Origin of the sequence: Hymenobacter oligotrophus (assembly GCF_003574965.1) — a bacterium.
Taxonomy (GTDB): domain Bacteria; phylum Bacteroidota; class Bacteroidia; order Cytophagales; family Hymenobacteraceae; genus Solirubrum; species Solirubrum oligotrophum.
In genome coordinates this window covers 1428160-1454692 of sequence record NZ_CP032317.1, presented here as the reverse complement: position 1 = coordinate 1454692, position 26533 = coordinate 1428160, and the positions used below count along the sequence as shown (strand labels likewise).

The following is a 26533-nucleotide window of genomic DNA, read 5'->3' as shown; positions in this document are numbered from 1 at the left end:
CTTACTTGCCAACCCATGCAATACCACAAACAATACCCCATTCGGTGGGCCGACCTCGACCCGAACGGCCACATGCGCCACTCGGCCTACAACGATTATGCCGCGCAGCTGCGCCTCGACTTTCTGGAGGATGCCGGCTTTCCGCTCGCCAAGTTTGCCAAGCTGGGCATCGGACCCATCCTGTTCCGCGAAGACACGCGCTTTCTGAAGGAAATTAGCCCGAACGAAACCATTAAGGTGGGGGCCGAGCTGGCTGGGCTTAGCGCCGATGGCAGCCGGTGGCGCATTGTGCACACCATTTACAAAGCCGACGGGCGCGAGTCGGCCATTATTACCGTGGATGGCGCCTGGCTTGATTTACGCCTGCGCAAGCTTGCCACCCCGCCGCCCGAACTCGCAGCCGCCCTAGGTCAGCTCGACCGGCACAGCTCCTACGCCGAAATCGAACGCAGCCCGCAAGTCGGCTCCTAAGCTGCTTTGCGCAGCGCTTTGCCAATGCGCCCCAGCTGCTGTTGGTGGTGCAGCACGTGGTCGAGCATAAAATCGAGCGTTTGCTGAATGGTGAGCATCCCGGCCCTAGGGTGCTTGAAAATTGCCCGGCTGATAAGCTGCCCCGGAAACTCGTTTAGCAAATGCTCGAGCTGGCGCCGGCTGGCCAACCATTGCGCGCGCATATCGGCCAACGAAGGCAAATCGGCAGCTGTTGCTGGCGTAAGCGCAGCCACCCGGCTTGGGGCTTTGAACTTGATGCCTGGCAAACGCAACAGCAGGCGCAGCAACCCCGACCGGAAGCGCATGGCCATGGTACCGCTGCCAAGCTGCGTTTGCTCACGCAGTTTTTGCTGCAAGTATTGCCCAATGGCCGCCTCCGAAGCCAGCAAATGGTGCACCACATGCGCCGCCGACCATTGCCCCGGGGCCGGTAGTTGGTAGGCCTGTTCGCCTAGGTTTTCGGCCGATTGCAGCAATTTTTCGGTCGCGTTTTCAAGCTGCTCGAAGCGGAGGTGGAGGCGGTGATTCATGCGGGCAGCCAAACAAGAGGGCAACAAGGCAAACGGAGTCGGTTTATTGCTCCACCTTTACACTCAATGTTACCGCATATTTTGCACTTATCCGAAAGGCAGCGCCGCGGGCTGCCCGTGCTGGTCGCTTTGTTGCTGTACCTAGGGTACCTGCCGTTTTCGGGTTACGACCAGCTCCACCACGATGCGTTGCTGTACTGGTACATTGCCGTAGAGTTTTTGGAGCCCGGGCACCGCTTCAACTTTTTGGCTTTCGACAATTCGTTGAGGGGGTATTTGTGGCCTTTGCTGTTGCTGCCAGCCCGGGTAGTGGCCTTTTTTAGCGGTGTATCGCCCATTGTTTTTACCCGCCTAATTGGCGCCTTGATAGCGGCACTGCTGTTCGGGTGGGCTGTGCCGGCGGTGTGGCGACGGTACCGGCCGGGCTCCCGGCAAACGCTTGCGACGCAGCTACTCTTTGTGGCCCTGGGGTTTGCGTTCTGGCGCGATTACTTCAACTTTCCCCTTACCGACTTTCCAGCGCTGTTGGCCTTGCTGGCTGCGCTGTGGTGCCTGTTGCCACCCACGCCGCGCGGGTGGCAAGTGGTGGCCGCCGGCGCATTGCTCGGGGCCAGCCTGAACCTGCGCAGCGTGTACGCCATAGCGCTGCCAGCGGTGCTGGTGTTGGTAGGCGTATCGGCGGTAGGGTGGCGCACGCGCGTGGTGCGGCTTGCGTTGCTGATGTTGGGACTGGGCGCCGTTTTGGGGCCGCAGCTGTGGCTAAACGTGCGGCATTTTAATGCCTACACCCCATTGGTGCTCACGCGCTACAACCCTTTCGACAAGCACGACGCTTTAATAGACAAGCTGGGTTGGAGCCTGGCCGTGCAGAAGTACGAAACGAACATTGGGCCGCAGCATCACGCCGCGCAAGTATTGTACTTCGACCCTGATGGGCAGGCCTTGCTGCGGCACCTAGGCCAAACCGAATTTGCCACCTTAGGCGCCTACTTGCAAGCCATAAGCCGGCATCCGGCCACGGTGGCCGGCATCTACGCCCGGCACCTAATCAGCGGTTTTGATGTGAAGTACCCCACGCCTTACTTGCAGGAGCTACGCCCCATGCGCTGGGGGTACCGGGCAGCCAATTTTGGGTTGTTGGCCTTGGGCGTTGCCGTTCTTGGCTTAGCTGCGCTGCGCGGAAAATTCAGCCTTCGACAAGCCCTAGTGCTGTTGGCCGTGTCGTTGCCTTGCCTGGCAGCTGTGCCAACGGCAATGGAGTGCCGGTACCTAATGCCCTGGCATTTGCTGCTGCTCGGCGCTTTGTGCTTCGAGGGGCAACACTTGTTGCATTGGCTTCGGGGCAACCCCCGGCGGTGGCCGGTGCTGGTTGCGGCTGTGCTGCTGGTTGTAGGCTTGGCGCTAGGCTTTGTGTGGCAGCTGGAGCGCAACTTGGCCCAACCGGGGGAGCTGATTACCGGTTAAAAGCGACAACGCCACCGAATTGCTTCGGTGGCGTTGTCGCTTTTAACCCTAATGGTTGTCGGCAAGCTAGCGGTACAGCACTTCTTTTACCGCCTTTACGGTGCGGCCCACGTTGGGTAGCGCCGCCTCGATGAGCGTAGGCGCGTAGGGCAGGGGCACATCGGCCGAGGTAATGCGGCGGATGGGCGCATCGAGGTAATCGAAAGCGTAGCGCTGCACGTGGTAGGCCAGCTCCGAGCTGATGCTGGCCAGCGGCCAAGCTTCCTCTACAACTACCATGCGGTTGGTTTTCTTCACCGACTCCACCAGCGTGGCATAATCGATGGGGCGTACCGAGCGCAGGTCAATTACTTCGGCCTCGATGCCGTCTTTGGCCAGCTCGTCGGCGGCACCTAGGGCCACTTTCATCATCTTGCCAAACGACACGATGGTAACGTGCTTGCCCTGGCGTACCACGTTGGCTTTGCCAATTTCAATTAGGTATTCTTCTTCGGGTACTTCGCCTTTGTCGCCGTACATCAGCTCCGATTCCATGAAAATCACGGGGTCGGGGTCGCGGATAGCCGACTTGAGCAAGCCTTTCGCGTCGTAGGGGTTCGACGGAACCACCACTTTCAGGCCGGGGGTGTTGGCGTACCAGTTCTCGAAGTTCTGCGAGTGCTGCGACGACAGCATGCCGGCGTTGCCCGTGGGTCCGCGGAACACGATCGGCACGGTGTACTGCCCGCCCGACATCGACATCATCTTCGCGGCCGAGTTGATTACCTGGTCGATGGCCACCAGCGAGAAGTTGAACGTCATGAACTCAATGATCGGCTTGAGGCCGTTCATGGCTGCGCCCACCCCGATGCCGGCAAAACCCAGCTCGGCAATGGGCGTGTCGATTACGCGCTCGGGGCCAAACTCGTCGAGCATGCCTTGGCTTACTTTGTAGGCGCCGTTGTATTCGGCTACCTCTTCGCCCATCAGGAACACGCTCGCATCGCGGCGCATTTCCTCGGACATGGCTTCGCGCAGGGCTTCCCGGAATTGGATCGTCCGCATGTAGATGTCAGGAAAGAAAAAGTCGGGTCAATGAAAAAAAGCCGGCTCGCGAGGAACCGGCCCGTAAAGCTACAATGATAGGCGGGAGTGGGCAAATCGGGAGCCGAACGAAAAGCCGCGCCCTCCACCTGACCACGTAATGCAGCCGCTAGCTGATGGATCAACGTCGTTTTCGCAGCCATCCAGAGGCGCTGACCTAAGGATGTTTAAGCCAGCACGACCTAGGCTTGGTTTATGACATGGTAAGAGGTCCCTCGGCTGGCGCCTCAAGATGATAGACACAGGGGGCATCGCCAAAGGGCTCAACAACGTCAGCAACGATTGTCAACCACCCCAGCCGCCGCTTTAGCGGCGGCGTCCCCTCCTCATCTGAGAAGGGGAGTTTGTTTTTCTACTGACGCAGGGCCTCTACAAACGTTTTGCTGCTGGCGTAGCTGCGGAACTCTAGGTCCTCCACGGCGCGCTGCGCAAAGGAGCGGTCGAGTTGCACCGCGCGGCGTAGGTACTGGCCCACGTCGCCTTCGCGCTGGGCGCGGGCTGCTACCACGGCCAGGCAGTAATAGGCCATGGGGTCGTTGGGTTTGAGGTTCAGCGCCTCTTGGTAAATCTGCGCGGCGCCGTCGTAGTTTTCCTTGGTCAGGTAAATGAGGGCGCGGTTCATCACGTTCTGGTACGACTTGTCGCTGTAGCTCAGGCTGCGAAGTGCGTCGTCAACTTGCCCAATCTCGATTTCGAGGGCTGCTTTATCGGCAAATACCTTATCCAAGATGGGCTTGGGCCCGCCTAGCTTTATGGCGTAGTCGTAATTCTGCAAGGCCTCGAGCCGGTCGCCGGCGCGGTGCCAGGCCGTGGCCACGTGCGAGAACATGGTAGCCGTGGGGTTGCGGTGGGCGGCCAAAGTAAAGTTGGTAGCTGCCCGGCGTTGATAGGCGCGGCGCACTTTGTCGCTCACCTCTTTTTCGGAGCGCTCCAGCAGCACCACGGCCAGGTTGTGGTAGGCTTCCCAGCGGCCCGAAGTGGCCACGGCGGTTTCGTAAATGCGCTGTTTTTCGGCCAGCAACGGGGTAAGCGTAGCGGAGTAGCGCAACTCTTCGGGCGTGAGGGCATCGGCTTCCAGCTCCTTCTCTACAATCTTCTTCGAGAGAATGTAAATCTCGGATTGCAGGCGCTGCGGCGCGGTGTAGCGCACGGCCACGGTGCCAAAGCGCATTACGGGGTACACGTACTGCTCGATGTAGTCGAAAAACGAGAGCGTGTGCAGCTGCTTCTCCTTTTCGGCCCAGGTACCGCGTGCGTCGTTGATGATGCTCACTACCGAATCGATCTGCTCGGGCTGCAACGCGGAGGCCTGCACTTTGCTCAGAAACAAATCCCAGCGGCGGCGGTAGGCCTGGGTTTCGAATTTAACCGAGCTGAGCGAGTTCAGGTAGGAGTTGTTGTCGAGGCGGCGCTTGTAGAAGCGCATCAGGGCCTGCACCCGCTTGTCGGATAGGCGCGGGTCGTGGGCGTCGAGAGAGTCGGGCGAGTGGCCGGCCACAATCATCACCTTTTCGGTGTGCTGATTGGCTTCGATAAACTCCTCCAGGGCAGCCACGTTGGTGCCCAAGTAGTTGCGGATGGTGCTCTGGCCTTCGTCGAAAAAGAACGGAAGCACGCGCGTGCCGCCGCCGTCCAGGCTGGCTTCTTCGGGCAGGTAGGTGACGGGTTCGGCTTCGCGCACCACCAGGCGGCTGGGCAGCACCACGCCGCGGGCTACCAGCAGCTCTTTTTCGGCCTTCAGTACTTTGCCGCCGGGCTTGAGGCGGCGCACCTGCGGCACGGTTACAAGCTGGCCGGGGTTTTTGCGCGGCTCGTACGGGAAAGCAATGGGCTTTTTGGCCACCACCGTGTTGCGGTCTTGCTCGTCGTACACGAACTCGCCCAGCACGAAGCGTACGGTGCCGGCCGTATCTTCGCGCAGGCCGTTGTCGTAGCGGTAGCGCAACGGCAGCTCATACACCGCTCCTTTGTGCAGGTGCTCGGCCGGCACGCGCACTTCAAGTTCGGCCAGCACGTTTTCGCCGTTGGCCTCGAGCACGGGGGGGCGCACCTGAACTTGTTGGCCCTCTTGCGCAACCCGCAGCATGCGCGGCAGCGTACAAGCAGGCAATACAACGGCCGTAACGACCGGAAGGAGGCGTAGGAGCGCGGTGCGCGAAACTCTCATGCAACTAAATTCAAACGGCAAAATCAGCACCCTTAACGCAATTAGCCGCTTTTCGGACATAGCACCAGCAAATTTTACGCTGCTCTGCTTGACGTTCGGCTTGCCGCAAGTTATATTATCGACTGAACTGCCTTGATCATCACCCAGCTATGAAACGAATTACTGACTTTATTGAGCAGCAGAGCTTCGGGGTGTGCAATGCCCTGGGCGACAAATTGGGTTTCTCAACCAGCAGTGTGCGGCTATCCTTCGTGTATGCTTCGTTCTTCACGTTCGGCTCGCCCATTGTGCTGTACTTCGCCCTGGCTTTCTGGATGAACGTGCGCCGGGCCATGCGCCGCCAGCGCAGCACCGTGTGGGATTTGTAAGGGCAGCGGCACCTAGGGCCATGACGCCTGGACGCATCAGCAACACCGGCCGGCAAGCAAACTTGCCGGCCGTTTTTTCATCAGCTGGCACCATGCCCAAAGCTTGGTTACCCGAGCCCGAGCTGCGAAAAGCGCCGCTTGCCTTGGCCGAAATACGCCCACACCAAACTGCCTAGGTAGGTGCCGGGCCGTTGGGCTGCGGGCAGCTGCGGCTTAGCCAGTTGGCGCCGGGTGCGCCAGTACCCCAGCTTACCGAAGAAGTGCCGATGCGCCCGTACGATTGCCGCGGCATCGGCAGCGTTGCCTTTAGCCAGCAGTTGGGCGGCGGCAACGTAGTCGAGTACAATGCGTGTAACCAGCGTAGGCCACAACTCGCCGGGGGCTAAGTTCTTGTACAGCAGCGCCAGGCCGTTGCGGAAGTTGAGGTAGGTTTTGCGGGGATTAGACTTGTGCAAGGTGCCGCCGCCCACGTGGTACACCGTGCTAGCGCCGTGGTACCATACCTCGTGGCCCGCGTTCCAGAGGCGCCAGCAGAGGTCGATTTCCTCCATGTGCGCAAAAAACTCAGGCTCCAGGCCTTGCTGTGCATGCCAAGCTGCCGCGCTGACCATCATGCAGGCGCCGGTGGCCCAGGCTACTTGGCGCGTGTCATCGTACTGGCCTAGGTCAGTTTCGAGGGTATCGAACAAACGGCCGCGGCAGAAGGGGTAGCCAAGCCGATCGAGGTAGCCACCGGCCGCACCGGCGTACTCAAACTCGGCTCGGGCGTGGTAAGCCCTTATTTTGGGCTGCACGGCGGCGACTTTGGGGTTGCTTTCGAGCAGCTCGCGCAGGGGGCGCAGCCAACCGGCTGTTACCTCCACATCGGAGTTGAGCAGCACGTAGTACTTATAGTTTAGCAGCTGACCTAGGGCATGGTTGTAGCCCTGGCAGAAGCCTAGGTTTTCGGCGTGCTGCAGTACTTGCACCTGCGGGTGGTGCGCGGCCAGCCAAGCCACCGAGTTGTCGGAGGAGGCGTTGTCGGCTACTACCACGCGGGCATTGTCGGAGTGGGCCAGCACCGACGGGAGAAACTGCTCCAGCCAGCGCTGCCCGTTCCAATTCAGGATGACTACGGCTACATCGGAGGCGTTGTAGCCGCCATCAGCTGGGGTGTTATAAGCCAAAGCCGCTTAAGTCGAGACCAGGAATGTTGGGCAGCAGGCCGCTGGTGCGCTGCTTCATGTGCTCTTTCGACTTCTCGTTCACCTCGTCCATCACCTTGTTCACGGCAGCCACCACCAGGTCGGCCACCATGTCCTTATCCTGCGGCGAGAGCAGCGTTTCGTCAATTTCGAGCTTCAGCAGCTGGCGCTTGCCGTTGGCCGTAGCGCGTACCATTCCGCCGCCGGCCTCAGCCGTTGCCGTGATGTTTTTCAGCTCTTCCTGGGCTTGTTTCACTTTCTCCTGCAGGTCCTTGAAACGACCCATCATGCCCATCATATCAAACATAAGCGAGGTATGTTGTTGATTGTTAGTTAAAAAAGAATTGGCTACGTGGCTCTGGAGTTGACCCAAGCACGCAGCGGCGCCAAAAGTACGGCGCAAGGCGCAAGTAGTAGCAGGTAAGGGTACCTAACGCAGCAGCGTAATGGTGCCGCGCTGTACCACGCGCTGGCCGGTTTCGTCGATGGCTTCGAACTGAAATGAAAAAACCTGCGGCGCGGCCACCACGCCCCGCACGCGACCGTCCCACGTTTGGGTGCGGTCGGTGCCGCGGAACACCACCACGCCGTTGCGGTCGAAGATGGTGAAGTTGAAAGTGCTCAGGAAGCGGCCTTTTACCTCCAGCACATCGTTCAGGCCATCGGCGTTGGGGCTGAAGGCGTTGGGCACCACCACTACCACCGGGCGGCTAACGGTGGCAATGTTGCTGTACACGGTGCGCCCGTTGCTGGTGGCGGCTAGGCGGTAGCGCAGCACCTGGCGCTCGGCAGGCGGCTGAGCATCGAGGTACGTAGTGTCGCTTACGGGCTGATTGCGCAACTCGCGGTTGTTGGCATCGAGGGTGAGGAGGCGGTACGTCCAGCCGCTTCCCTGGCCGGCGGGTTCCGTCCAGCGCAGCTGCACCCGGCTGCCGTCGGCATCGGCGGCCTGGGCACCTAGGGCGGGCGGGCATGCCGCCGGGCCCTCGGCCGAAGCCGTGCCGCACGCATCAAGTAGCACGCCGGTGTAGCACGGAATCCGACGCCGCGTTACGGTGCCCGGCTGGTCGGTAACAGGCAGTTGCCCGGCGGGTGGCAGCAATTGCGGTGCGGAGCCGCCCACAAAGCGGCGCAGCTGCAGGCGGTTACCGGCACCTAGGGCCGGGCCGAGGGTAGTTACCTCAACGGTATTGTCAAGCGCTACGGACACTGAAAGCTGCGGCGGGGCGGGCGGTTGGCCCACGCTGGTTTGCACCGTGCGTGTGTCCGAGAGTGAGGTTCCGTTGGCCGTGCGCGCCGTAATCTGGTAGCGGTAGCTTTGGCCGCAGGTTACGGCTGCATCGGTGTAAGCCGTGGTGGTGGCAGGCACGGTAGTCAGCACTTGCCCGTTGCGGCTGATTTGGTAATCGGTTACGTTGCTGCCGGGCGGCTGCACCCAGTTTAGCTGGTTTTGCCCATTTGCTGAAGTGGCGGTAAGGCTGACTGGGCAAAGCTGCGCCGAGGGCAACGATAAGCTGCCGCATGCATCGCTGAGGCGCAAGCGGTAGCAACTACCTAGGGCACCGTTGGCAAGCGAATAAGTTGTGCTGCCTGCCGGCAAAGCGGCCACGCTGTTGCCGTCTTGCTCGAGCACGTAGCGGTACTCGGGTTGCAGGGCGGCAAACCCAAACTCCAACGTGTTGCCCTGCACAGCCAGCCGTTGCAACACAGGGCTTTGGGGCGCCGCCTGCACGGGGTAGGGCTTGGTAGTGGCACCTTCGCAAATGCGGGCGTCGCGGTAGTTGCCAAATACCGTAATGGTAGTGGCGCCGGGCGTAGCTGCGTACACCGCGGTGGGCTGCGTAACGGGCTGGCGCGGGCCGCTGCCTACCTGCACCTCGTACTGCACGTTGGCTTGCGGCTGCAGTACAGTGATTTGCACCTGCGTACGAGCTGTGCCGCAGTACGCGAACGTAAAATCGGGCTGCGGGCGGGCACGCACCTCAAACCGCCGCGAAAACAGCTGGCCCGTGCCCGTAGGGTAGCCGGGCCCGCCCGGGTTGGGGGTGTTCTGCTGAATGATGAGCGTGCCCAGCGTGTTGGGCACGGTGCGGTGCGTTAGGGTATCGAGGTTGGTATTGGTAGTCGAAAAGCAATCGAAGATGTACCGGATGTTTTGCCGCGGGTAGTTCTGGCCGCTGCAGTCGCGCAGCCGGATGCGCGAGCCCGCGCAGAGCACCGTAACGGGCTGACCGGGCCCATCGAGCAGTTGGCCGGTGGCATCGTCGTATACCCGAAAGCAAGCCGTGGGGCCAAAGGCATCGTTGGAGCACACCTGCGCCAGTGCCGAGCCTAAGTTCAGCACCAATAACAAGCCCAACAGCGTGCAACGCAGCATCATGCTCGCCCCAACGCCCAAACGCCCGTTTTCATATTTCATTTGCGCAAAATAACGCCAAGGTGCGCGCCGTGGCTTAGGCCCATTGGTAGGTACGTACAAACTCGGCCGCTTTGTGCAGCGACGGATACAATACGCGGTCGGTAGCCACAAAGCTCACTTGCGCCTGAAACGCTTCTACCACTTGCTCGAGGGCAGCCGAGCTGCGCGCCGGCCGGCGGAACTGCAGGGCTTGCACGGCATTTAGTAGTTCAATGCCAAGCACCTGCTCGGTGTTCTCGAGCACGCGCAGGGCTTTGGTGGCGGCGTTGGAGCCCATGCTCACGTGGTCTTCCTGGCCGTTGCTGCTCACAATGCTATCTACCGAAGCGGGCGTGCACAACTGCTTGCTTTGGCTGACGATGCTGGCAGCCGTGTACTGCGGAATCATCAGGCCGGAGTTTAAACCGGGCTCGGCCACCAGGAAGGGCGGCAAATCGCGCTGCCCGCTGATGAGCTGATAGGTGCGCCGCTCCGAAATCGAGCCAAGTTCGGCCACGGCTATGGCCAAGTAATCGAGGGCTAAGGCCAGCGGCTGGCCATGGAAGTTGCCGCCCGACAAGATGGCGTCGCTCTCGGGGAAGATGTTGGGGTTATCGGTAACGGCGTTGCACTCGGTTTCAACCACTTGGCTTACGTGCTGCACTGCATCGCGCGAGGCGCCGTGCACCTGCGGCATGCAGCGGAAGGAATAGGGGTCTTGCACAGCGGTTTTGGGACGCACTTGTAGCTCGCTACCGTGCAGCAGCTCCCGAATGTGCCGCGCCACGGCCACTTGCCCTGCGTGTGGCCGAATGCGGTGCAGGCGCTCATCAAACGGGTCGGGACGGCCATCAAACGCTTCGAGCGAAATAGCCCCGATTACATCGGCGGCCTGCAGCAAGCGGCGGGCGCGCAAGGTGGTGTGCACGGCGTAGGCCAGCATAAACTGCGTGCCGTTCAGCAGGGCCAAGCCCTCTTTGGCTTGCAACGCAATGGGCTGCCAGCTGAACAAGTGCATGGCATCGGCCGCAGCGAGGCGGTACCCCTCAAACAGCACTTCGCCGAGGCCAATCAGGGGCAGACACAGATGGGCCAGCGGGGCCAAGTCGCCGCTAGCACCTAGGGAGCCTTGCTGATACACCACCGGCACAATGCCACGGTTGTAGAAATCGAGCAGGCGCTGCACGGTGGCCACTTGCACGCCGCTGTGCCCGTAGCTGAGGCTTTGGGCTTTCAGCAGCAGCATCAATCGCACCAGCTCGGCGGGCACTTCGGCCCCGGTGCCGCACGCGTGCGACATCATCAGGTTTTGCTGCAACTGGGTGCGGTCGGCGGGCGGAATGCTGGTGTTGCAGAGCGCCCCAAAACCCGTGTTGATGCCGTACACCGGCGCATCGGATTGCGCCAAGCGCTGGTGCAGGTAGTGGTGGCAATGCTCGATACGCTGGCGGGCGTCGTCGCCGAGCGCAATGCTGTGTTTTTGCTGAATTACCTGTTCGAGGGTGTCTAGGTCGAGGTAAGTAGCGGGGTTGAGGTGAAACGTATCGGGCATGGGTGGGGAAGGGTGGAGCTAGTGGGTGGGCTAGCAAAGCCGGAAGCTACTCGTTTGCCCGAAAATTTTCGGCTTGACCTAGGCAGGAAGTTTAGAGTAGGGCCGTAGCTAGTCGCTCTGCTCAGGATGACAGAGGAAACAACGACTAAACTCTAGGTGCCAAAAGCACACCAGCCCGCAGAGGGCTCGGCGGGCTGGTGGCAAAAGGGGTTGGCAAAACGAGCCGTCAGCGAGGCTAGCGTTGCTCGGCGCCGTATTCCAATAGCTGGCTGATTACCTCACCCGCTGGCAGCGCAACTTCGCTGCCGGCGCGCATGTCGCGGAGCTTTACCAAGCCAGCGGCGCGCTCATCGGGGCCGGCGAGTAGCATGTACCGAATGCCGCGCTTATCGGCATACTCAAACTGCTTTTTCAGCTTCGAAACCTCGGGGTAGAGCTCGGCGGCCAGGCCAGCGTTGCGCAGCTGGCGCAGCAGCGGCAGCACGGTGGCGCGGCCCTCTTGGTCGAAGTTGGCAATGAGGCACAGCGGCGCCGAAACGGCACCTTCAGGGAACAGCTGCAACTCCTCAAGCACATCGTAAATGCGGTCGACGCCGAAGGAGAAGCCCACGCCGGAGAGGCCCGGTAGGCCGAATGCCCCGGTGAGGTTGTCGTAGCGGCCGCCGCCCGAAATGCTGCCCATCTGCACGTTGTTCACCTTCACCTCGAAGATGCAACCGGTGTAGTAGCTCAAGCCGCGGGCCAGCGTCACGTCGAAATCGAGGCGCTGGAAGTTTTCGAAGCCGAAATCCTGCAGATAGCCCTGCACCTGCTCTAGGTCGGTGAGGCCTTTGGCGGGGCCGGCAGCGGCATCGGCCAATACGCCATCGGTGCCGAAAGCGGTGCGCAATTGGGTTAGCTTCTCTTCGAACGAACCGTCGACTTCGAGGTAGTTGAACACCTTCTCGATGGCCTCGTCGGGGAAGCCGCGCTGGCGCAGCTCGTTGCTGACGCCTTCCACGCCAATCTTATCGAGCTTGTCAATGGCCACAAACAAATCCGACTCGGTGCCCACGCCACCTAGGGCTTGGTAAATGCCGGAAAGCACGCCGCGGTGGTTGATCTTGATGGTAAAGTCCGTCAGACCTAGGGCCGACAGTACCTCGTCAATCATGAGCACAATCTCGGCCTCGCACAGCAGCGAGGTGGTGCCCACCACGTCGGCATCGCACTGCACAAACTCGCGGTAGCGGCCACGCTGCGGGCGGTCGGCGCGCCATACCGGCTGAATTTGGTAGCGCTTGAAGGGCAGCGTAAGTTGGTTGCGGTTCATTACCACGTAGCGCGCAAAGGGCACCGTGAGGTCGTAGCGCAGGCCCTTCTCGGCTACTTTGGGCAGCACCTTTTTGGCGCCGGCGGCCAAATCTTCGGCCGTAACATCCTTGGCGAAGTCGCCCGAGTTCAGAATTTTGAACAACAGCTGGTCGCCTTCTTCGCCGTACTTGCCCGTCAGCACCGACAGGTTTTCCATGGTAGGCGTTTCGAGGGGCGCGTAGCCAAACTTTTCAAACACGCGGCGGATTACGCCGAAGATATAGTTGCGCCGGGCTACCTGCTGAGGACCAAAGTCGCGGGTGCCGCGGGGAATGCTGGGTTTCTGAGCGCTCATTCGGGAGGTGAATGCGGAAATGTGGCCGCGAAGGTACTGCCTGGGTTGGATTTGCCTCACCCCCCGGCCCCCGAAGAAATGCTCGACGCGCATTTCCCCGTAGAGAGGGGGAGCCAGCCGTCAGCAACGATTCCGTGCAACGATTGCGGCGGCTGCGGCTCGCGCCTTGGCCGCCGCCCCCAAGGTGCCCGGGGCCATTGGCAACCTAAGCAGGCAGGTAAATAAGCGGGGCCACCGAACCTAAGTTCGGCGGCCCCGCAATCGTTGAACGGAATCGTTGCTGACACCAAGCTCCCCCTCTCCGCGGGAGTGGGGGCCGGGGGGTGAGGCCCCTACCCGCCAAAGTCGCCGCCCCCTAGGTTGTCATCCTGCTGAGGCTGTTGCTGCTGCTCGCCGCGGCCCCGGCCACGGCCGCGCTGCGGGCCGCCCTCGCCGGGCGCCTGGCCGAAACGATACGTAAAGCCGATGAAGCCCACGCGGGTTTCGCGTTTAAACTCGTTGTCGCTGCGGAAGTTGGGGCCGCGGAACTGGATGTTGAACTGCTGCGTGTCGAACACGTCGGAAACGCGCAGGGTGATGGCGCCGCGGTCTTTCAGCACGCTGTACTTGGCGCCGAGCTCGGTGGAGAAAATCTGGCCGAACGAGCCCTGCGTGGTAACGGTGCGCGAGCGGTAGAACGCCGACACCTGCAAATCGAGCGACTTGATGGGCGTAAACACCGAGTTCAGGCGGCCGGTGTAGGCGAAGTTCTTGTTGTCGAGCTCGGTGCCGGTGCTGGCCGCAATTACGTTGCGGAAAGCCGAGCCGTTGAGCGACACGCGCCACCACTTGGCCAAGGGCTGCGCCAGCGAAGCCTCTACGCCGTAGGAGCGGCTGTTTGAGATGTTTTGCGGACGCGTGGTGGTGATGCCCGTTTCGGCGTCGAGCTCGCGCAGGCGCTGCACCACGCCCGTGGAGTAGCGGTAGAAGGCCGTGCCCGTAACGCTGGTGCGGCCCTTAAACCACTGGTAGCCCAGCTCCGAGGCGTTGATGTACTCGGGCAGCAAGTAGGGGTTGCCTTGCTGGTAGTTCAGCGGGTCGGAGTAATCGATGAAGGGATTGAGGCTGTTGACGTCGGGGCGGTTGAGGCGGCGCGAGTAGCTGGCTTGCACGCGCTGCGAAGGCGAAACGTCGTAGGCCAGCGTTACCGACGGGAACAGCCCTAAGTAGCTGCGGCGGAACTCGGCCGGGAAGGGCTGGCCGCCGGGCGCGGGCGCCGTGTTGAGCTGGCGGCCGCGGGCGTTGGTTTGCTCGGTGCGCAGGCCCACTTGGTAGTTCAGCTTGCCGCGCACGTTCTGGTACGTGAGGTAAGCAGCCTGAATGTACTCCTCGTACTTAAAGCGGTTGGAGCGGCTGGCGTCGAAGGTAAGCGGGAGTGCATCCGATAGGCCGAGCAGAAACTGGAAGTCGGCATCGGTGCGGCGCATCACGCTTTTGAGCCCTAGGTCGAGGCGGCCTTTTTCGCCCAAGGGATGCACGTAGTCGATTTGGGCCGAGCCCTGGTCGAGACGGTTGTCGCTGCGTTGCTGCTGCAGTTGCGGCTGCGCGGGCAAGCGGCGGGCCTGCACCGAGTCGAGGCGCGAATCGGTAATGTTTTCGCTGCGGATGGGCGTAAACACCGCCATGGCCATCAGCTCGCGGCGTTTTTGGCCGGCCCAAGTGCGGCGGTAATCCAGCGTGAAGTCTGTGGAGCGGTTGCGGCCCTCGGAGTCGTTGCGGCGGATAAACGAACCGCGGTCGGCGCCGGTGGGAGCGTAACGGCGGTTGGCGTTCAGCGTCTCAATGGCGTCGGAGGTGTTCAGGCGCGGCTGTACCGAAAGCGTAATGGTTTGCTGCGGCGAGAGGGTGTAATCGAAACCGAAACGGCCACTGTGCGACATGCCGGTACGGTCGCCGCGGCCGCGCTGCGTCAGCACGATGGCTGAATCGCGTTCTACGCGGCCACGCAGGGTGCTTACCTGGTCGAGGTTGCGGCGCGTAAAGCGGTTGTCGTAGCGGGCGTCGTAGTTGCCGAAGAAGTTGAACTTGCCCTGGCGCAGGTTCAGGGCCACCGAGCCGTTGTACTTATCGCGGGTGCCGGCGTTCAGCGTTACGGAGCCGTTCAGGCCGTTGCGCTGCTCCTTTTTCAGCACAATGTTCAGGATACCGCCCGAGCCTTCGGCATCGTAGCGAGCCGAGGGGTTCGTCACGATTTCTACGCTCTCAATTTGCGAAGCCGGAATCTGATCGAGGTTGACAGCACGGCCGCCACCAGCGGCGCCGGTGGGTTTGCCGTCGATGTAGATGGTTACGTTTTGCGAGCCGCGCAGCGACACCGAGCCGTTCTGGTCCACGTTTACCGAGGGCACGTTCTGCAGCACATCCACGGCGGTTCCGCCCACAGTGCTCAGGTCCTTCGATACGTTGATGACCTTCTTGTCGAGGTTGTCCTGCACAATGGCCCGTTCGCCCGTTACGGTTACGCCCTTCAGCTGCTGCGTGGTGGAGCGCAGGCGCAACTGACCTAGGGCCAACGAAGCCTGCTCGGCCGACAGCGTAATGGGCCGCCGCGCCGGGCGGTAGCCCAACTGCGTTACGCGCAGCGAGTAGTTGCCAAACGGCACGCCTTCGATTTTGAACGCGCCGTTGTCGGCGGTTTGGGCGCCGGTTACCAGCGTGGAGTCCTGGGCGCGGAGCAGCACCACGTTGGCAAAAGGCACCGGCTGGCCGTTGGAGCCATCGAGCAAAGTGCCCGTTACCGAGCCGGTGGTTTGGGCCCACACGCTCAGCGGCAACAGCAATAAAATGACGAGCAACAGCCTAGGCAGCTGCTGCGAGGAAGAAGTAAAAACTGAACTCATTGAAAGTGAATTGACAACGCACGGCTCAACAACTCACCACAGCGCTGCAGGTTTTAAATTTCTGCTCTGGCGCTGCGGCCGAAAACCGAGCAAAGACCCGGCCGCGCCCGAGGTGTTGCACCGCCTACTTACTTTTTTCGGCGGCTTGGCGCACTTGGTACAGCACCGAGGCGGCCAGCGGAGCCTTAAGGGCCGCCCGAATGCCGGCGCGGTGCAGGCCTTGGTTGGTCCAGTCGTTGCAGGTGCGTAGGGAGTGGTATCGGCCCCGAGCCCGGAAAAAGAAATCGTCGGGCGAGTAACCGGCTTCGTTGCGCAGTGCCCAATTGCCGAGCGAGTCGGGCCGGAAGGATTGCTCGATGTAGTTGGTGAGTTGCCGGTACTCATCAACCGAAATACGCAGCGGTACCACCCGCTCGCGCGGCCTAGGTGCCCCGCGGTAAAAGCCTACGTGCATCAGCGTACGGGCCGGCAGCACGGCTCGCAGCACGGTGCCCAGCTTGGGCATGCGCCCGCCGTACGACTCGAGGTAAAACGCCTCGTTGCCCCAGCCAAACGCTATGTACTCGTAGCCGGCGAAGCGCGCTTGTAGAGCTGCGTTGCCGGTGCGCTGCAGCCAGTTGGTATGGGTGCGGGGCTCTTGGATAGGCAATACCAAATCGGTGTGGAAGCCGTTCGACACCACATACATCGGCACGCCATCGGGCGTTTGCCGAAACGCCGCGTTGCGCGGAATCAGCGTTCCGGACATCAGCAGCACCACAAAGGCAACGAAAGCGGACATGAGCAGGCGAAGGATACGGGGCCAGAAACGCATACGGACAAGGTTAGGTGCCGCAGTACCTAGGGCACATGTTTATGCCGCGGGCCCGCAGCGGGTAACCCAAACGCAAGCGGGGCCGCAGGTAAGGTACCTGCGGCCCCGCTCGGCCATAGCTCAGAAAGAAAGCTTAGTGCATAATGAGGGCCGAAGCGCCCGCGGTATTGGCCAATGCCAGCGGGGCTTGCTCGGCGGGCAGGTTCACGGGCTCGAGCTGCACCTTGCCTAGGTTGAGGCGCGGTTGCAAGGCGTTTACCTTCAGCGTCGATTGTGGCTCTTGGTAACCCAGGATGGTGGTGCGGAGCTTGTACTGGCCGAAGGGCAAGTTTTTGAAGCGGAAGCTGCCATCGGGGGCGGTGGTGGCGGTGGCTACGTAGGCGTTGTCGCGGGCCCGGAGCAGCACCACGTGGGCTTGCGGTATGCTTTCTTTGGTGCCCGCGTCGAGCACGGTGCCGGTTACCTGGCCTGTTCGGGAGGTAACGGCGGCGGTGGCGTAAAGGGCCAGCATCAGGGCGAGGGCCGAAAAAAGGGAGCGGAAGGCAGCAGTCGTTTTCATAGTAGTAGTTGGTCGAAGTTGCAGTGTTGAGGAGGGCGGTAGGCGAGAGCAGCCGCGGTACTGCTGGGTGCCGGTGCCCAAATGTTGCTCAGGGCGAGCCGTTGGCTAGGCGACCTAGGGCAGCGGGTGCTTGGGTTTTCAGTTGCTTAACCGGTGCCTAGGTTGCTCTGAACTAACGTTACAAAGGTAGCTTGGCCGGTAGGCGCGCATCAATCGCACGATGATGTGATGCAGCTGAAAATGTGCGTTTTAAGTGTGCAATCAAGGTTTTTGCCCCTCGGAAATTTTTGCCATAATGCTGCCGTAAAGGAGCTCGGCTACGGGCCCACATCATTGGGTGAGAGGCAAGGGCACTCAGCCGGCAAACAGCGGGGCTACTGCCTCTCAGTAGCAGCCCCGCGGCGCGTTGTTCAGAAGGATAGAGGGCCGGCGTGGGGCTGGTTAGCCGCCGAAGCCGCCACCGCCACCTTGCGGCTGGTTCTCAATCTTTTTCGGCGGCTTATTTTTGCCCATGTACCAAGAGAAACCTAGGTAGCCGACGCGCGACTCCCACTTGTTGTACATGGTGGCGCGGTAATCGGTAGTGGGCGTTTGGGCGAAGGCCTCTACGCGGTTGCGCTGGGTGTTGAAGATATCCGATACGCGCAGGGTTAGCGCAGCTTTGTCGTTGAAGAGGCGATGACGGAAGGCAATATCCACTGAGCCTACCGGTGCCACCCGGCCTTGCGACGTGAGCACGGCCGCGCGGTAGTTGCCGGTTAGCTGCACATCGAGCTTGGGTGTGGGGCTGAAGGAGTTCATCAGGCGGGCCGTGCCCGACACGGTGCGGCGGCTCGATTCGTTGCCGGTGGCGGCCGTTACATTCGTCTGGAACAACGAGCCGTTGGCCGTTACGCGCCACCATTTAGTCAGCGGCTGGTTCCAGGATACCTCGGCGCCGTAGCTGTAAGCCCGCCCAAAGTTGTCGGCGTACTGGCCCGTGATTACCGCGCCGTTGCCGTAGAGGCGAGTGGCCAGCGTATCGATTTTGGTGAGGCGCTGAATGGCGTTGTTGGTTTGGCGGTAGAACAGCGTCGAGCTGAGGCTGGCCTGGCCCAGCGTCATCTGGTGGCCCAGCTCCAGCGCGTTAATGTACTCGGGGCGCAGGCTGGGGTCGCCGATGCGGTAGCTGCGCTGATCCTGGTAGAGCGGAAAGGCGAGCAACTGCATGAAGTTGGGGCGGTTGAGGCGGCGCGAGTAGCTCAGCTGCACGCGCTGGTCGGCCGTGGGCAGGGCACGCACCACCGTAGCCGACGGAAACAAATTGAGGTACTCCAGCTTAAAGGGGCCTTGGCCGTTCTTTACAGAGCCGCTGGTGTTGGTGTACTCGGCGCGCAGGCCGCCTTGCACCTTCCATTTGCCCACCTCGGTTTGGTAAGTGGCGTATGCGGCTTGGGTGTACTCATTGAAGGTGTAGGCGTACGAGCGGTCGGCTACGCGCTTTGCTTCTTCGCCCTCGGCATCCTGGCGCATGAAATCGTAGGTGCCTTCGTTGGTTTGCCATTGGCCCTTAAGGCCCGTATCAAAGCGCGTTTTCTCACCTAGGGGGTGCGTGTAATCCACTTGCCCTGCCACGCCGTGCAGGTTCACGCCTATGTCTTGTTTCCACTCGCGCAAATCGTCGGTAGCGGTACCTTCGGTGTTGCGTTGGCCTACTACCACGTTGGCGTTCAGGTAAGTATATCCCAGGTTGGCAGTTAGCTCGCGGCCCTTGTGCTGCTCCCAGGTGCGGCGGTAATCGGCCGATGCCTCGTGGTTGTCAACATTTTCGCGCACACCTAGGGTGCTGGCAATGCGGCGCGTGCCAGCGGCATCGGTAAGGTTGGCTACTTGCCAGCCGGTGTTCCGGCTGCGGTTCAGGTTCGGCTCGAATGCTACCGTTAGGCTCTGGTTGGCCGGCAGGTTCAGATCGAAGCCCAGGCGGCCGTTGTAGGTTTTATTTTGGCGCAGGTTGCCGCCCTGCTGCGCGGTGCGCAGCGAGTTGCCCTCCACGGTGGTGTACTGGTCCATCCACATCGTCGAGCGGAAGTCCATGTCGCGCACATCCGCCGAGCCAAACACGTTCAGCTTGCCGGTGCGGCGGTTCAGGCTGAGGCTGCCGTTGTATTTGTCGCGGGTGCCAATGGTGGCCGTGGCCTGGCCGTTCCAGCCGTCTTTCTTTTGCTTCTTCAGGATGATGTTGATGACGCCACCCGCGCCAGCCGCATCGTACCGGGCCGAGGGGTTGGTTACCACCTCCACTTTCTCGATGCTGCTGGCCGGAATTTGCTCCAGCCGGTTGCCCACACCGCCGTTGGCCGCGCCGGTGGGTTTGCCGTCGATCAGGATGGTAATGTTGGAGCTGCCGCGCATGCTCACGGTGCCATCGGGCGAAACAGCCACCGAAGGCACGTTTTGCAACACGTTTACGGCCGTGCCGCCTACGGTCGTCAGGTCCTTTTCTACGTTGATGACTTTCTTGTCCAAGTTGTCCTCCACCGCTGTCCGCTCACCCGTTACCGTCACGCCCTTTAGTTGCTGCGTGGTTGGTTGCAGCGCCACCGAGCCCAGGTCAACATCGCCGCCTGCAGCGCCAACCGTTACCGTACGGCGCAGCGGCTGATAACCCAGCACAGTAGCGCGGAGGGCGTAGGTGCCCGGGGCAACTTTCTCGAGCTTAAAGCGGCCGGTTTCCGTTGTGGCGGTACCCGTTACCAGCGTCGAATCTTGGGCGCGGAGCAGCACCACGTTGGCAAAGGGCAGGGGCTGGTTGTTTGCTTTGTCGAGCAAGGTGCCGGCTACCGAGCCAGGGGCTTGTTGGGCCTGAGCAGCCATCGACGTGCAAACCGCTACCGGAAGAGCGCACCACAGGGCTTTGGATGAGTATAGTGCAAACATGGGCTTAAATGGTGAGGTGAGGCGCAGCGCAACGGCTGCTTGGGTGCTTTTGCATTGACATGTACCTTGTTAAGCAAGGTACATGGCGGAAAAAAATGCGGATCGAATCCGCTGATAGGCAAGGAGGCGAAGGGCCGTTAGGCCGGGGAGCAAGGTGGTTTTGCGAATGCTTGCTCCCCGGTTGGGCTAAATAGCGTGCCGTGGCACGGTTGGATAACTGAAGCGCGGAAAGAAGGAAGGAGGCGCATACGAGGCAGCAGGTGGTTAGTCCTGGGCTACCAGCGTCATTTTATGCTGTGCGGAGTTGGTGGCAACAGCCTTCAGCGGGATGAGGCCGTAGCTGCCTAGGTCTACTACATCGCGACCGGCAGCAATGACTACTTCTTCGTGAAGCGGCTCGTAGCCAGCAATTTCGACGTGCAGCATGTAACGACCGAAAGTGGCGCGGTCGAGTCGGAACTCGCCGTTGTCAGCGGTTACGGCACCGGCAATCAGTTGCTCGTTGTCGTGGCGCATTAAGGCAACGGTGGCTTGGTTAATAGGCCGGCCAGTGTACTGGTCGATGAGCGTACCGCTGAAGGAGCCCGTGATTTGAACGCCAGTGTGGGCGCTAGGTACCTCCGAGAAGTTGGCGGCAGCGGGTTGCGAAATGGATGCAGCGAGGAGGCCAGCACCCATTAGGGCGCGGTTGAACATTGAAAGTAACATGACCTGAGAAAGAAAAAAGGTTACACGAACGGGGGGTGCCGTCGGGCAGCCGGTGGCCGCGGTTCCACTCGGTGCTGTCCGTCCGACCAACGATGGCAGACGCAAGACTATCAGCTGAGCCTCAAGGAGGTATTGGTAGCTGAAAGTCGCCAAATACCGTGTGCGGGTTGCAGCCCGGTTGGTGGGCGGCTGGCGGTCCGGTCGGTTACCGGGCCCCGCATGCGGCGTACTCTTTCAACGCTTCAAAGGTAATGATAGGTACTTTGTAACGCAAGGTACTAGCTAAATTTTTTTATTGTTAATCTTCAATTCGCCTTCTGCTATGCTCCAAGGGCGTTTTCAGAAGGGTAGATGGAAAGTCGGGGGGAGGCGTTGCCTAGTGTTTGAATAATTTTTTACCTAGGTAGGCGGCGGTTGTTCGTTGTGCGGCAGTTTCAAAGCTTGCAGTGCAGCCTAGCAGTAGGCCAGCCGAGGTTCGGTAAGCATTGCCAGCTGCCGGGGCAGCTGCCAAGTAAGCCGAGCAGGAGCGGGTAGAACGACGGCCGCGGTCCGCCGTCCTTTTCACTCACCATTCAAACCAAAGACTACGAATATTTTCGTAGGATGCATCTGGCGGTAAAATTTTTTCGAGGCCTGAATGCGATGGTGGAAACTCCGACCTAGGGCAATGGTTACAACCAACCCTTAACTTTTTAATTAACGCTGCTGGCCCCGTTAATTATATGCTACATCATATATAAATGTGCAGGGCATATGCTTAGGTTGAGGCTACCTCGGGCAAAAGAAAACCGCCAACCCAGGACGAGTTGGCGGTTGTGGCTGTAGCCTACAGGCTGCGGTTTACTTGGTACCGGGGGCAACTACCTGCCCATTCCGTAAAGTCTTCTTTTCCGATACGGTTTTGCCATCGGGGCCGAAGTAGCTCCACACGCCGGTTTCGCGGTTGTTGCGGAACTGTCCTTGTACCTCCAGGGTACCATCTTCGCGCAATTGGCGGAAAGGGCCCGATTTCAGCCCAGCCTTCCAAGCAGTTTCGCTCCGGAGCTTACCCGACTGGTAGAATTCCTGCTCGGCGCCCACGGCTTTGCCGCCCTCGAAGGTGAGTTTGCGCTGAACCTGACCGGTAGGGAAGTAGGTGGTTTGGTCGCCCACCAAACGGCCGTTGAGGTAGGTTTCCTTTCGCTGCACCTGCTTACTGTTGGGGAAGAAGGTGCGCCACGTGCCGTTGCGCTGGGTGTTCTTGTACTCCTGCTCTTCCTTCACGCCGCCTTCCTCGAAAAATACCGTCACCTTACGATCTTTGGCCGCATTGGAGTACACCACTTCCTGCTCCGGCTTGCCCGACGGGTAGAAGTAGCGGGATAGTCCCGTCAGCAAACCGGCTTTGTAATTCTGTGTGCTTTTCAGCTTGCCGTCCTCGTAGTAAGTTTTCACGGCGCCTTCGAGGTTGGCCGTGCCGGGGGCTAGCTGTTGAGCGCGTTTGGTAAGGTCGTCGCCGAGCTGGTTGGTTACCTGCCGGGTAGCGACGGTGGCCGGCACGTAGTTGCCCTCGGTGCGCAGCTTGCCCGTAGGGTAGTAGGTGCGCATGGTGCCGCGGCCGGTGTTGTCCATGGTCACCTCCGTTTCGAGCTGGCCGTTGCTGTACCAGGTTTTGTAGCCGCCGGCCAACAGGCCGTTGCGGTAGGTGCCTTCGCTTTGCAGCTGCCCGTTGGGGAAGTAGGTGCGCACCACGCCGTTGGGCTGCCCGTCCTTGTAGGTCATCTCAACCTGGGGCTTGCCCGAGGCATACACCTGGCGCACCACACCGGAGGGCTGACCGCGCTCCAACGTGGTTTCCAGTTTCAGCTCGCCCGAGGGGTGGTACATCTTGATATTGCCCGTGGGCTGGTCGTCGACGTAAGAGCCTTCCTGCGCTACTTTGCCCGTGGGGTAAAACGTGCGGAAAGGTCCTTGCCGCTGGCCTTCTTTGAAGGTTACTTCAAGTCGGCGCTGCCCCGTTGCAAAAAACTCCACGTAGGCGCTATCGGGCTTGCCGCCCCGGTAGCTGGTTTGCACCTCCAACTTGCCCGAGCGGTAAAAGCGTTTGTAAGGGCCTTCCATCACGGTATCGGCCCCTACCAAGGCGCGGTACACTTCGCGCTTTTTGGTGTGGGTGGTATCGAAGTATGTGGTGAAGACGCGGGGGCGTTGGGCCCAGGCCGGAGCCGCTAGCAGCAGGAGGGAGCCCGCCAGCAGTAGTTTGTTCATGCCGTCAAATATGCGCTTTCGAATTAACTGCGCTTGTCCTAGAAAAATTGTGCCGAAGCTACGCGTAAGCTTTCGGGCAGTTGGCTAAACACAGTTGCGCTCGTAAAGGTGCTGCCTGCCCGGGGCTTGCAGAAATACCACTTAGGCACCTAGGGCTTGGCGCTGCCCTAGGCAAAAAAAAGGTGCCACGACCCGAAAGACGTGGCACCGGAATTCAGTGCGCATGAGCCAGCGAACTGCGAGCCAGCAATTCGCCGAGCAGCAATTACAATTTCTCGAACACGAGGCTGCTGGCGCCACCGCCACCGTTGCAGATGCCGGTTACCCCAATCTTGCCGCCTTCGTTACGCATCACGTTCAGCAGCGTGGTTACGATGCGCGCACCCGAAGCCCCCAGCGGGTGGCCCAGCGACACGGCACCGCCGTACACGTTCACTTTCGAGCCTTCTAGCTTAAGCAGCTTGTTGTTGGCAAGTGATACTACCGAGAAAGCCTCGTTGATTTCGTAGAAGTCGACTTGCTCGGGCGTTACGCCGGCGTACTTCAGGGCCTTCGGAATAGCCAGCGAAGGCGAGGTGGTGAACCACTCCGGCGCCTGCTCGGCATCGGCAAAGCCCAGTACGCGCGCAATCGGCGTAACACCTAGGGCTTCGGCCTTTTCCTTGCTCATCAGCAACACGGCGGCGGCGCCGTCGTTGAGGGTAGAGGCATTGGCCGCGGTTACGGTACCACCCTCTTTGATGAAAGCCGGCTTCAGGCCGGGTACTTTGGCAAAGTCGACTTTGGTGTACTCCTCGTCGTCCTCAACCACCACGGTTTTGCCGCGCTGCTCAATCGTAACCGGAATGATTTCGTCCTTCTTTTTGCCGGCTTTGGCCGCGTTGGCGCTGCGGGTGTAGCTCTCAATGGCAAAGGCATCCTGCTCTTCGCGGGTGATGCCCATCTTCTTGGCCGTGTTTTCGGCCGCGTTGCCCATGGCGTAGTTGTGGTAGGGGTCCCACAGGCCGTCCTTCATCAGGCCGTCGATCATCTGGCTGTGGCCGTACTTGGCACCGAAGCGGGCTTTGTCGAGGTAGTACGGTACGTTCGACATGCTTTCCATACCGCCGGCCAGCACTACATCGGCGTGGCCCAGCATAATGGCTTGGGCGGCCATCATAATGGCCTTTGAACCCGAAGCACACACTTTGTTTACGGTGGTGCACTCCACCTCGTAACCTAGGCCGGCTTTCAGGGCAGCCTGGCGGGCCGGAGCCTGGCCCAGGTTGGCCGAAATCACGTTGCCCATGATTACCTGCTGCACCTCTTTGGGCTCCACGCCGGCTTTCTCGAGGGCGCCTTTCAGGGCAATGCCGCCCAGCTCGGTAGCCGAAAGCGAGGCCAAGCTGCCGCCAAACGAACCGATGGGCGTGCGCACCGCCGAAATGATATAGACTTCTTTCGTCTGCATGAATGTAAAAGGGTGGGGTTGTAGTAGAAAGTCGGGCTGGGCTGCCGCATGGCAGCGACAGGCCAAAAGTAGTAGGAATTTTCGGGTGCCTTACTGCACTAGGCGGCCAGGCACCTAGGGCTACCAAGCGGGCTTGCGGGGGTCGGGGCGCTGCGTGGCTTTGTGGGGCAGCTGCTGCAAATACTGCTGCTCGGCGGCCTGCAGCGCGTCCAATAGTTGCCGGGCCTGCGCCTCGTTCAGGTTCAGCGGAGCCAAGCGCTGGCGGGTAATTACTCGGTTATCGGTGGGGTTGGCCGCCTCGCCGCTGGTGCCGCTGTTGTTTGGCGGACCACCGGTGTCGTTGGCATTCGTATCGAGGCCCTGCGTGCTGCCAGGGTTGTTGCCCTGTGCGGTTGCCCGATTGGTATTACCGCCCAGGTTGCCGGTTTGGCTACCTTGCCCAGTGGCTTGGTTGCCGCTAGCGGGGGCGGCTTGCGGCGGCGCTTGGGCCGGCTGCGTATCGGCTGATTGCTCGCCGGCACCACCCGGCTGCGGCTGGCGTTCGGCAGGTGGGGGCGGTAGATTGGGCTCGTTGCGGCGGCCTTGGTAGGGGCGAAGCAGTTCGTAGTTGTAGCGCGCAGCGGTGTTGCGCGGATTGTCGAGCAAGGCTTGCCGTAGCAGAGCGGTGGCTTGGGCGTAGTTGCCATCGGCCGCAGCCAAAACGGCTAACTGTTGCCGGGCCACACTGCGTACTTCGGGTACAGCGCTTTGCAGCAGGCTGCCGTAGGCTTGCCGAGCCTCGGGTTGGCGGCCCAAGCGGGCGTATGCATGCCCTAGGTTCAGCAGCACGCCTTCGTCGGTAACACCTAGGCCCCGGGCGCGGGCGTAAGCGGCGGCGGCGGTAGCGTAGTCGCGCTGGGCGTAGGCGCTGGCCCCCAGGCGCATGGCGTCGTTGGCGTTGTGCACGCGTTGCAGGGCACTCCACCAGCCACCGCCCAGCACCAGCAGTATCAGCAGCAAACCGCGCATCAGGGCTTCACTACGGTTACGGATATAACCACATCCAGCGCGAGCAGCAACAAGGCCGCCGCCAACGGGTACAGGTAGCGGTTGTCGGCTACGGTTACGGTGCGCACCTGCTGGGTTTGGCCCTCGAGGCGCGATATGGCCCGCAACAGCAGCGGAAACTCGTTGCGCCGGTCCGTCAGCTCTACATACACGCCGCCGGTTGCCTCGGAAAGGCGGCGCAGCACGGCCGGCTGCAAACGCGTGAGAACCGGTTTGCCCTGCGCATCGCGCACGTACCCGCCGGCCCGGGGTATGCGCCCGCCTGCGGCGGTGCCCACCCCAACGGTGTAAAGGCGCATGCCGCTGCGTACTACTTCGCGCAGCACCCCTTCCACGTTGTCGCTGTAGTCCTCGCCATCGCTCACCAATACCAGCGCCGTGGCCCTAGGTGCGCCAACGCTGTCGGGCTTAAGCGCCGAGGTGGCCATGCGTGCGAGGGCCAATTGCAAAGGTTGTGTCAGCTCGGTGCTGCCTTTAGGCACTAACTTCGTATCCAGGGTATTCAGCAAGATCAGCAGCGCTTCCTGGTCGTAAGTGAGCGGGCAGTGTACGAAGGCTTCGGAGCTGAACACGATGAGCCCAATGCGGTCGGCCGGAAAGCGCTGCACCAAAGCAGTCAGCTCGGCTTTGGCTTTTTGCAGCCGCGAAGGCGCCACGTCGTTAGCATCCATGGAGCGCGACAAATCGACAAGCAGCCACACGTCCTTACCGGCGGTGCGCACCGCGCGCTGGGTAAGCCCGTAGGCCGGGCCCAGCAGCGCTACCAGCAAGAGCCCAAACGCCAGCAGGCGAGGCAAGGCTTTCCAGGCCAAGCGCCACCCCGACATGCCGAGCGGGCGCGAAAGCCGCACCGTGCGCCACACGTAACCCACATATAGCACCAGCGCCCCAGCCGTAAGCAAGGCTTCCCAAATCGTCCAGGAATACAGCCAAGTAAGCATGCGTGCGGGCCCAGCGCGGGCGGTGGTCGATGTCAAAGATAATGGCCCTGCTGAGCTGAAACGTAGATTTTTTTTCGCTCGACAAT

General features: G+C 61.1%; 20 protein-coding genes. 3 read left to right on the top strand and 17 right to left on the bottom strand.

The annotated features are described in order from the left end of the window. Positions 1–15 precede the first annotated feature (15 nt). A complete protein-coding gene (locus tag D3Y59_RS06140; protein ID WP_119444250.1) occupies positions 16–471 on the top strand; it encodes an acyl-CoA thioesterase in 456 nt (151 codons plus the stop codon). Here D3Y59_RS06140 and D3Y59_RS06135 read toward each other — a convergent pair. Beyond that, positions 468–1022 carry a DinB family protein gene (locus tag D3Y59_RS06135; protein ID WP_119444249.1) on the bottom strand — a complete coding sequence of 185 codons (555 nt, stop codon included), beginning with the start codon at positions 1020–1022 and terminating at the stop codon, positions 468–470. The two genes, D3Y59_RS06140 and D3Y59_RS06135, sit on opposite strands and share 4 nt — an antisense overlap. 66 nt (positions 1023–1088) lie before the next feature. Here D3Y59_RS06135 and D3Y59_RS06130 point away from each other — a divergent pair, with 66 nt between their 5' ends. Then, positions 1089–2486, top strand: a complete 1398-nt coding sequence (locus D3Y59_RS06130; RefSeq protein WP_119444248.1) for a hypothetical protein — start codon at positions 1089–1091, stop codon at positions 2484–2486. 66 nt (positions 2487–2552) lie between these two features. On the opposite strand, the gene D3Y59_RS06125 is transcribed toward D3Y59_RS06130, so the two are convergent. Beyond that, entirely contained in the window at positions 2553–3530 is a 978-nt protein-coding gene (locus D3Y59_RS06125; RefSeq protein ID WP_119444247.1) for a pyruvate dehydrogenase complex E1 component subunit beta, read from the bottom strand. Positions 3531–3921: 391 nt separating this feature from the next. Next, positions 3922–5655 carry a tetratricopeptide repeat protein gene (locus D3Y59_RS06120; protein ID WP_162910595.1) on the bottom strand — a complete coding sequence of 578 codons (1734 nt, stop codon included), beginning with the start codon at positions 5653–5655 and terminating at the stop codon, positions 3922–3924. 230 nt (positions 5656–5885) lie between these two features. Between D3Y59_RS06120 and D3Y59_RS06115 the strand changes: the two genes are divergently transcribed. Continuing rightward, positions 5886–6104: a PspC domain-containing protein gene (locus D3Y59_RS06115; RefSeq protein ID WP_119444245.1), complete on the top strand. Its 219-nt coding sequence runs from the start codon at positions 5886–5888 to the stop codon at positions 6102–6104. Positions 6105–6211: 107 nt separating this feature from the next. On the opposite strand, the gene D3Y59_RS06110 is transcribed toward D3Y59_RS06115, so the two are convergent. The 14 genes from D3Y59_RS06110 to D3Y59_RS06045 form a co-directional block, all read right to left on the bottom strand. Further along, on the bottom strand, positions 6212–7270 hold the full coding sequence (locus tag D3Y59_RS06110; RefSeq protein WP_119444244.1) for a glycosyltransferase family 2 protein: 1059 nt from the start codon (positions 7268–7270) through the stop codon (positions 6212–6214). Continuing rightward, positions 7260–7595, bottom strand: a complete 336-nt coding sequence (locus D3Y59_RS06105) for a YbaB/EbfC family nucleoid-associated protein (protein ID WP_059071100.1) — start codon at positions 7593–7595, stop codon at positions 7260–7262. Before D3Y59_RS06105 ends, D3Y59_RS06110 begins: the two co-directional genes overlap by 11 nt. A 123-nt stretch (positions 7596–7718) precedes the next feature. Beyond that, positions 7719–9707, bottom strand: a complete 1989-nt coding sequence (locus D3Y59_RS06100) for a T9SS type B sorting domain-containing protein (protein ID WP_119444243.1) — start codon at positions 9705–9707, stop codon at positions 7719–7721. 34 nt (positions 9708–9741) lie between these two features. After that, on the bottom strand, positions 9742–11238 hold the full coding sequence (hutH, locus tag D3Y59_RS06095) for a histidine ammonia-lyase (protein WP_119444242.1): 1497 nt from the start codon (positions 11236–11238) through the stop codon (positions 9742–9744). Between the two features lie 235 nt (positions 11239–11473). Beyond that, positions 11474–12886, bottom strand: a complete 1413-nt coding sequence (hisS, locus tag D3Y59_RS06090) for a histidine--tRNA ligase (RefSeq protein WP_119444241.1) — start codon at positions 12884–12886, stop codon at positions 11474–11476. Between the two features lie 332 nt (positions 12887–13218). Then, positions 13219–15765 carry a TonB-dependent receptor domain-containing protein gene (locus tag D3Y59_RS06085; RefSeq protein ID WP_119444240.1) on the bottom strand — a complete coding sequence of 849 codons (2547 nt, stop codon included), beginning with the start codon at positions 15763–15765 and terminating at the stop codon, positions 13219–13221. Between the two features lie 124 nt (positions 15766–15889). Beyond that, a complete protein-coding gene (locus D3Y59_RS06080) occupies positions 15890–16546 on the bottom strand; it encodes a TIGR02117 family protein (protein ID WP_162910594.1) in 657 nt (218 codons plus the stop codon). A 166-nt stretch (positions 16547–16712) separates the two neighbouring features. After that, positions 16713–17138, bottom strand: a complete 426-nt coding sequence (locus tag D3Y59_RS06075; protein WP_119444238.1) for a carboxypeptidase regulatory-like domain-containing protein — start codon at positions 17136–17138, stop codon at positions 16713–16715. A 441-nt stretch (positions 17139–17579) separates the two neighbouring features. Then, a complete protein-coding gene (locus tag D3Y59_RS06070) occupies positions 17580–20054 on the bottom strand; it encodes a TonB-dependent receptor domain-containing protein (RefSeq protein WP_119444237.1) in 2475 nt (824 codons plus the stop codon). A gap of 264 nt (positions 20055–20318) precedes the next feature. Continuing rightward, complete coding sequence (locus D3Y59_RS06065; RefSeq protein ID WP_119444236.1) at positions 20319–20762, bottom strand: carboxypeptidase regulatory-like domain-containing protein; 444 nt, start codon at positions 20760–20762, stop codon at positions 20319–20321. A gap of 840 nt (positions 20763–21602) precedes the next feature. Then, positions 21603–23009 carry a toxin-antitoxin system YwqK family antitoxin gene (locus tag D3Y59_RS06060; protein WP_119444235.1) on the bottom strand — a complete coding sequence of 469 codons (1407 nt, stop codon included), beginning with the start codon at positions 23007–23009 and terminating at the stop codon, positions 21603–21605. 265 nt (positions 23010–23274) lie between these two features. After that, entirely contained in the window at positions 23275–24459 is a 1185-nt protein-coding gene (locus D3Y59_RS06055; protein WP_119444234.1) for an acetyl-CoA C-acyltransferase, read from the bottom strand. A 120-nt stretch (positions 24460–24579) separates the two neighbouring features. After that, positions 24580–25467: a hypothetical protein gene (locus D3Y59_RS06050; RefSeq protein WP_119444233.1), complete on the bottom strand. Its 888-nt coding sequence runs from the start codon at positions 25465–25467 to the stop codon at positions 24580–24582. Beyond that, positions 25467–26483, bottom strand: coding sequence for a vWA domain-containing protein (locus D3Y59_RS06045; protein WP_162910593.1), 1017 nt, complete (start codon positions 26481–26483; stop codon positions 25467–25469). Before D3Y59_RS06045 ends, D3Y59_RS06050 begins: the two co-directional genes overlap by 1 nt. Positions 26484–26533: the final 50 nt, after the last annotated feature.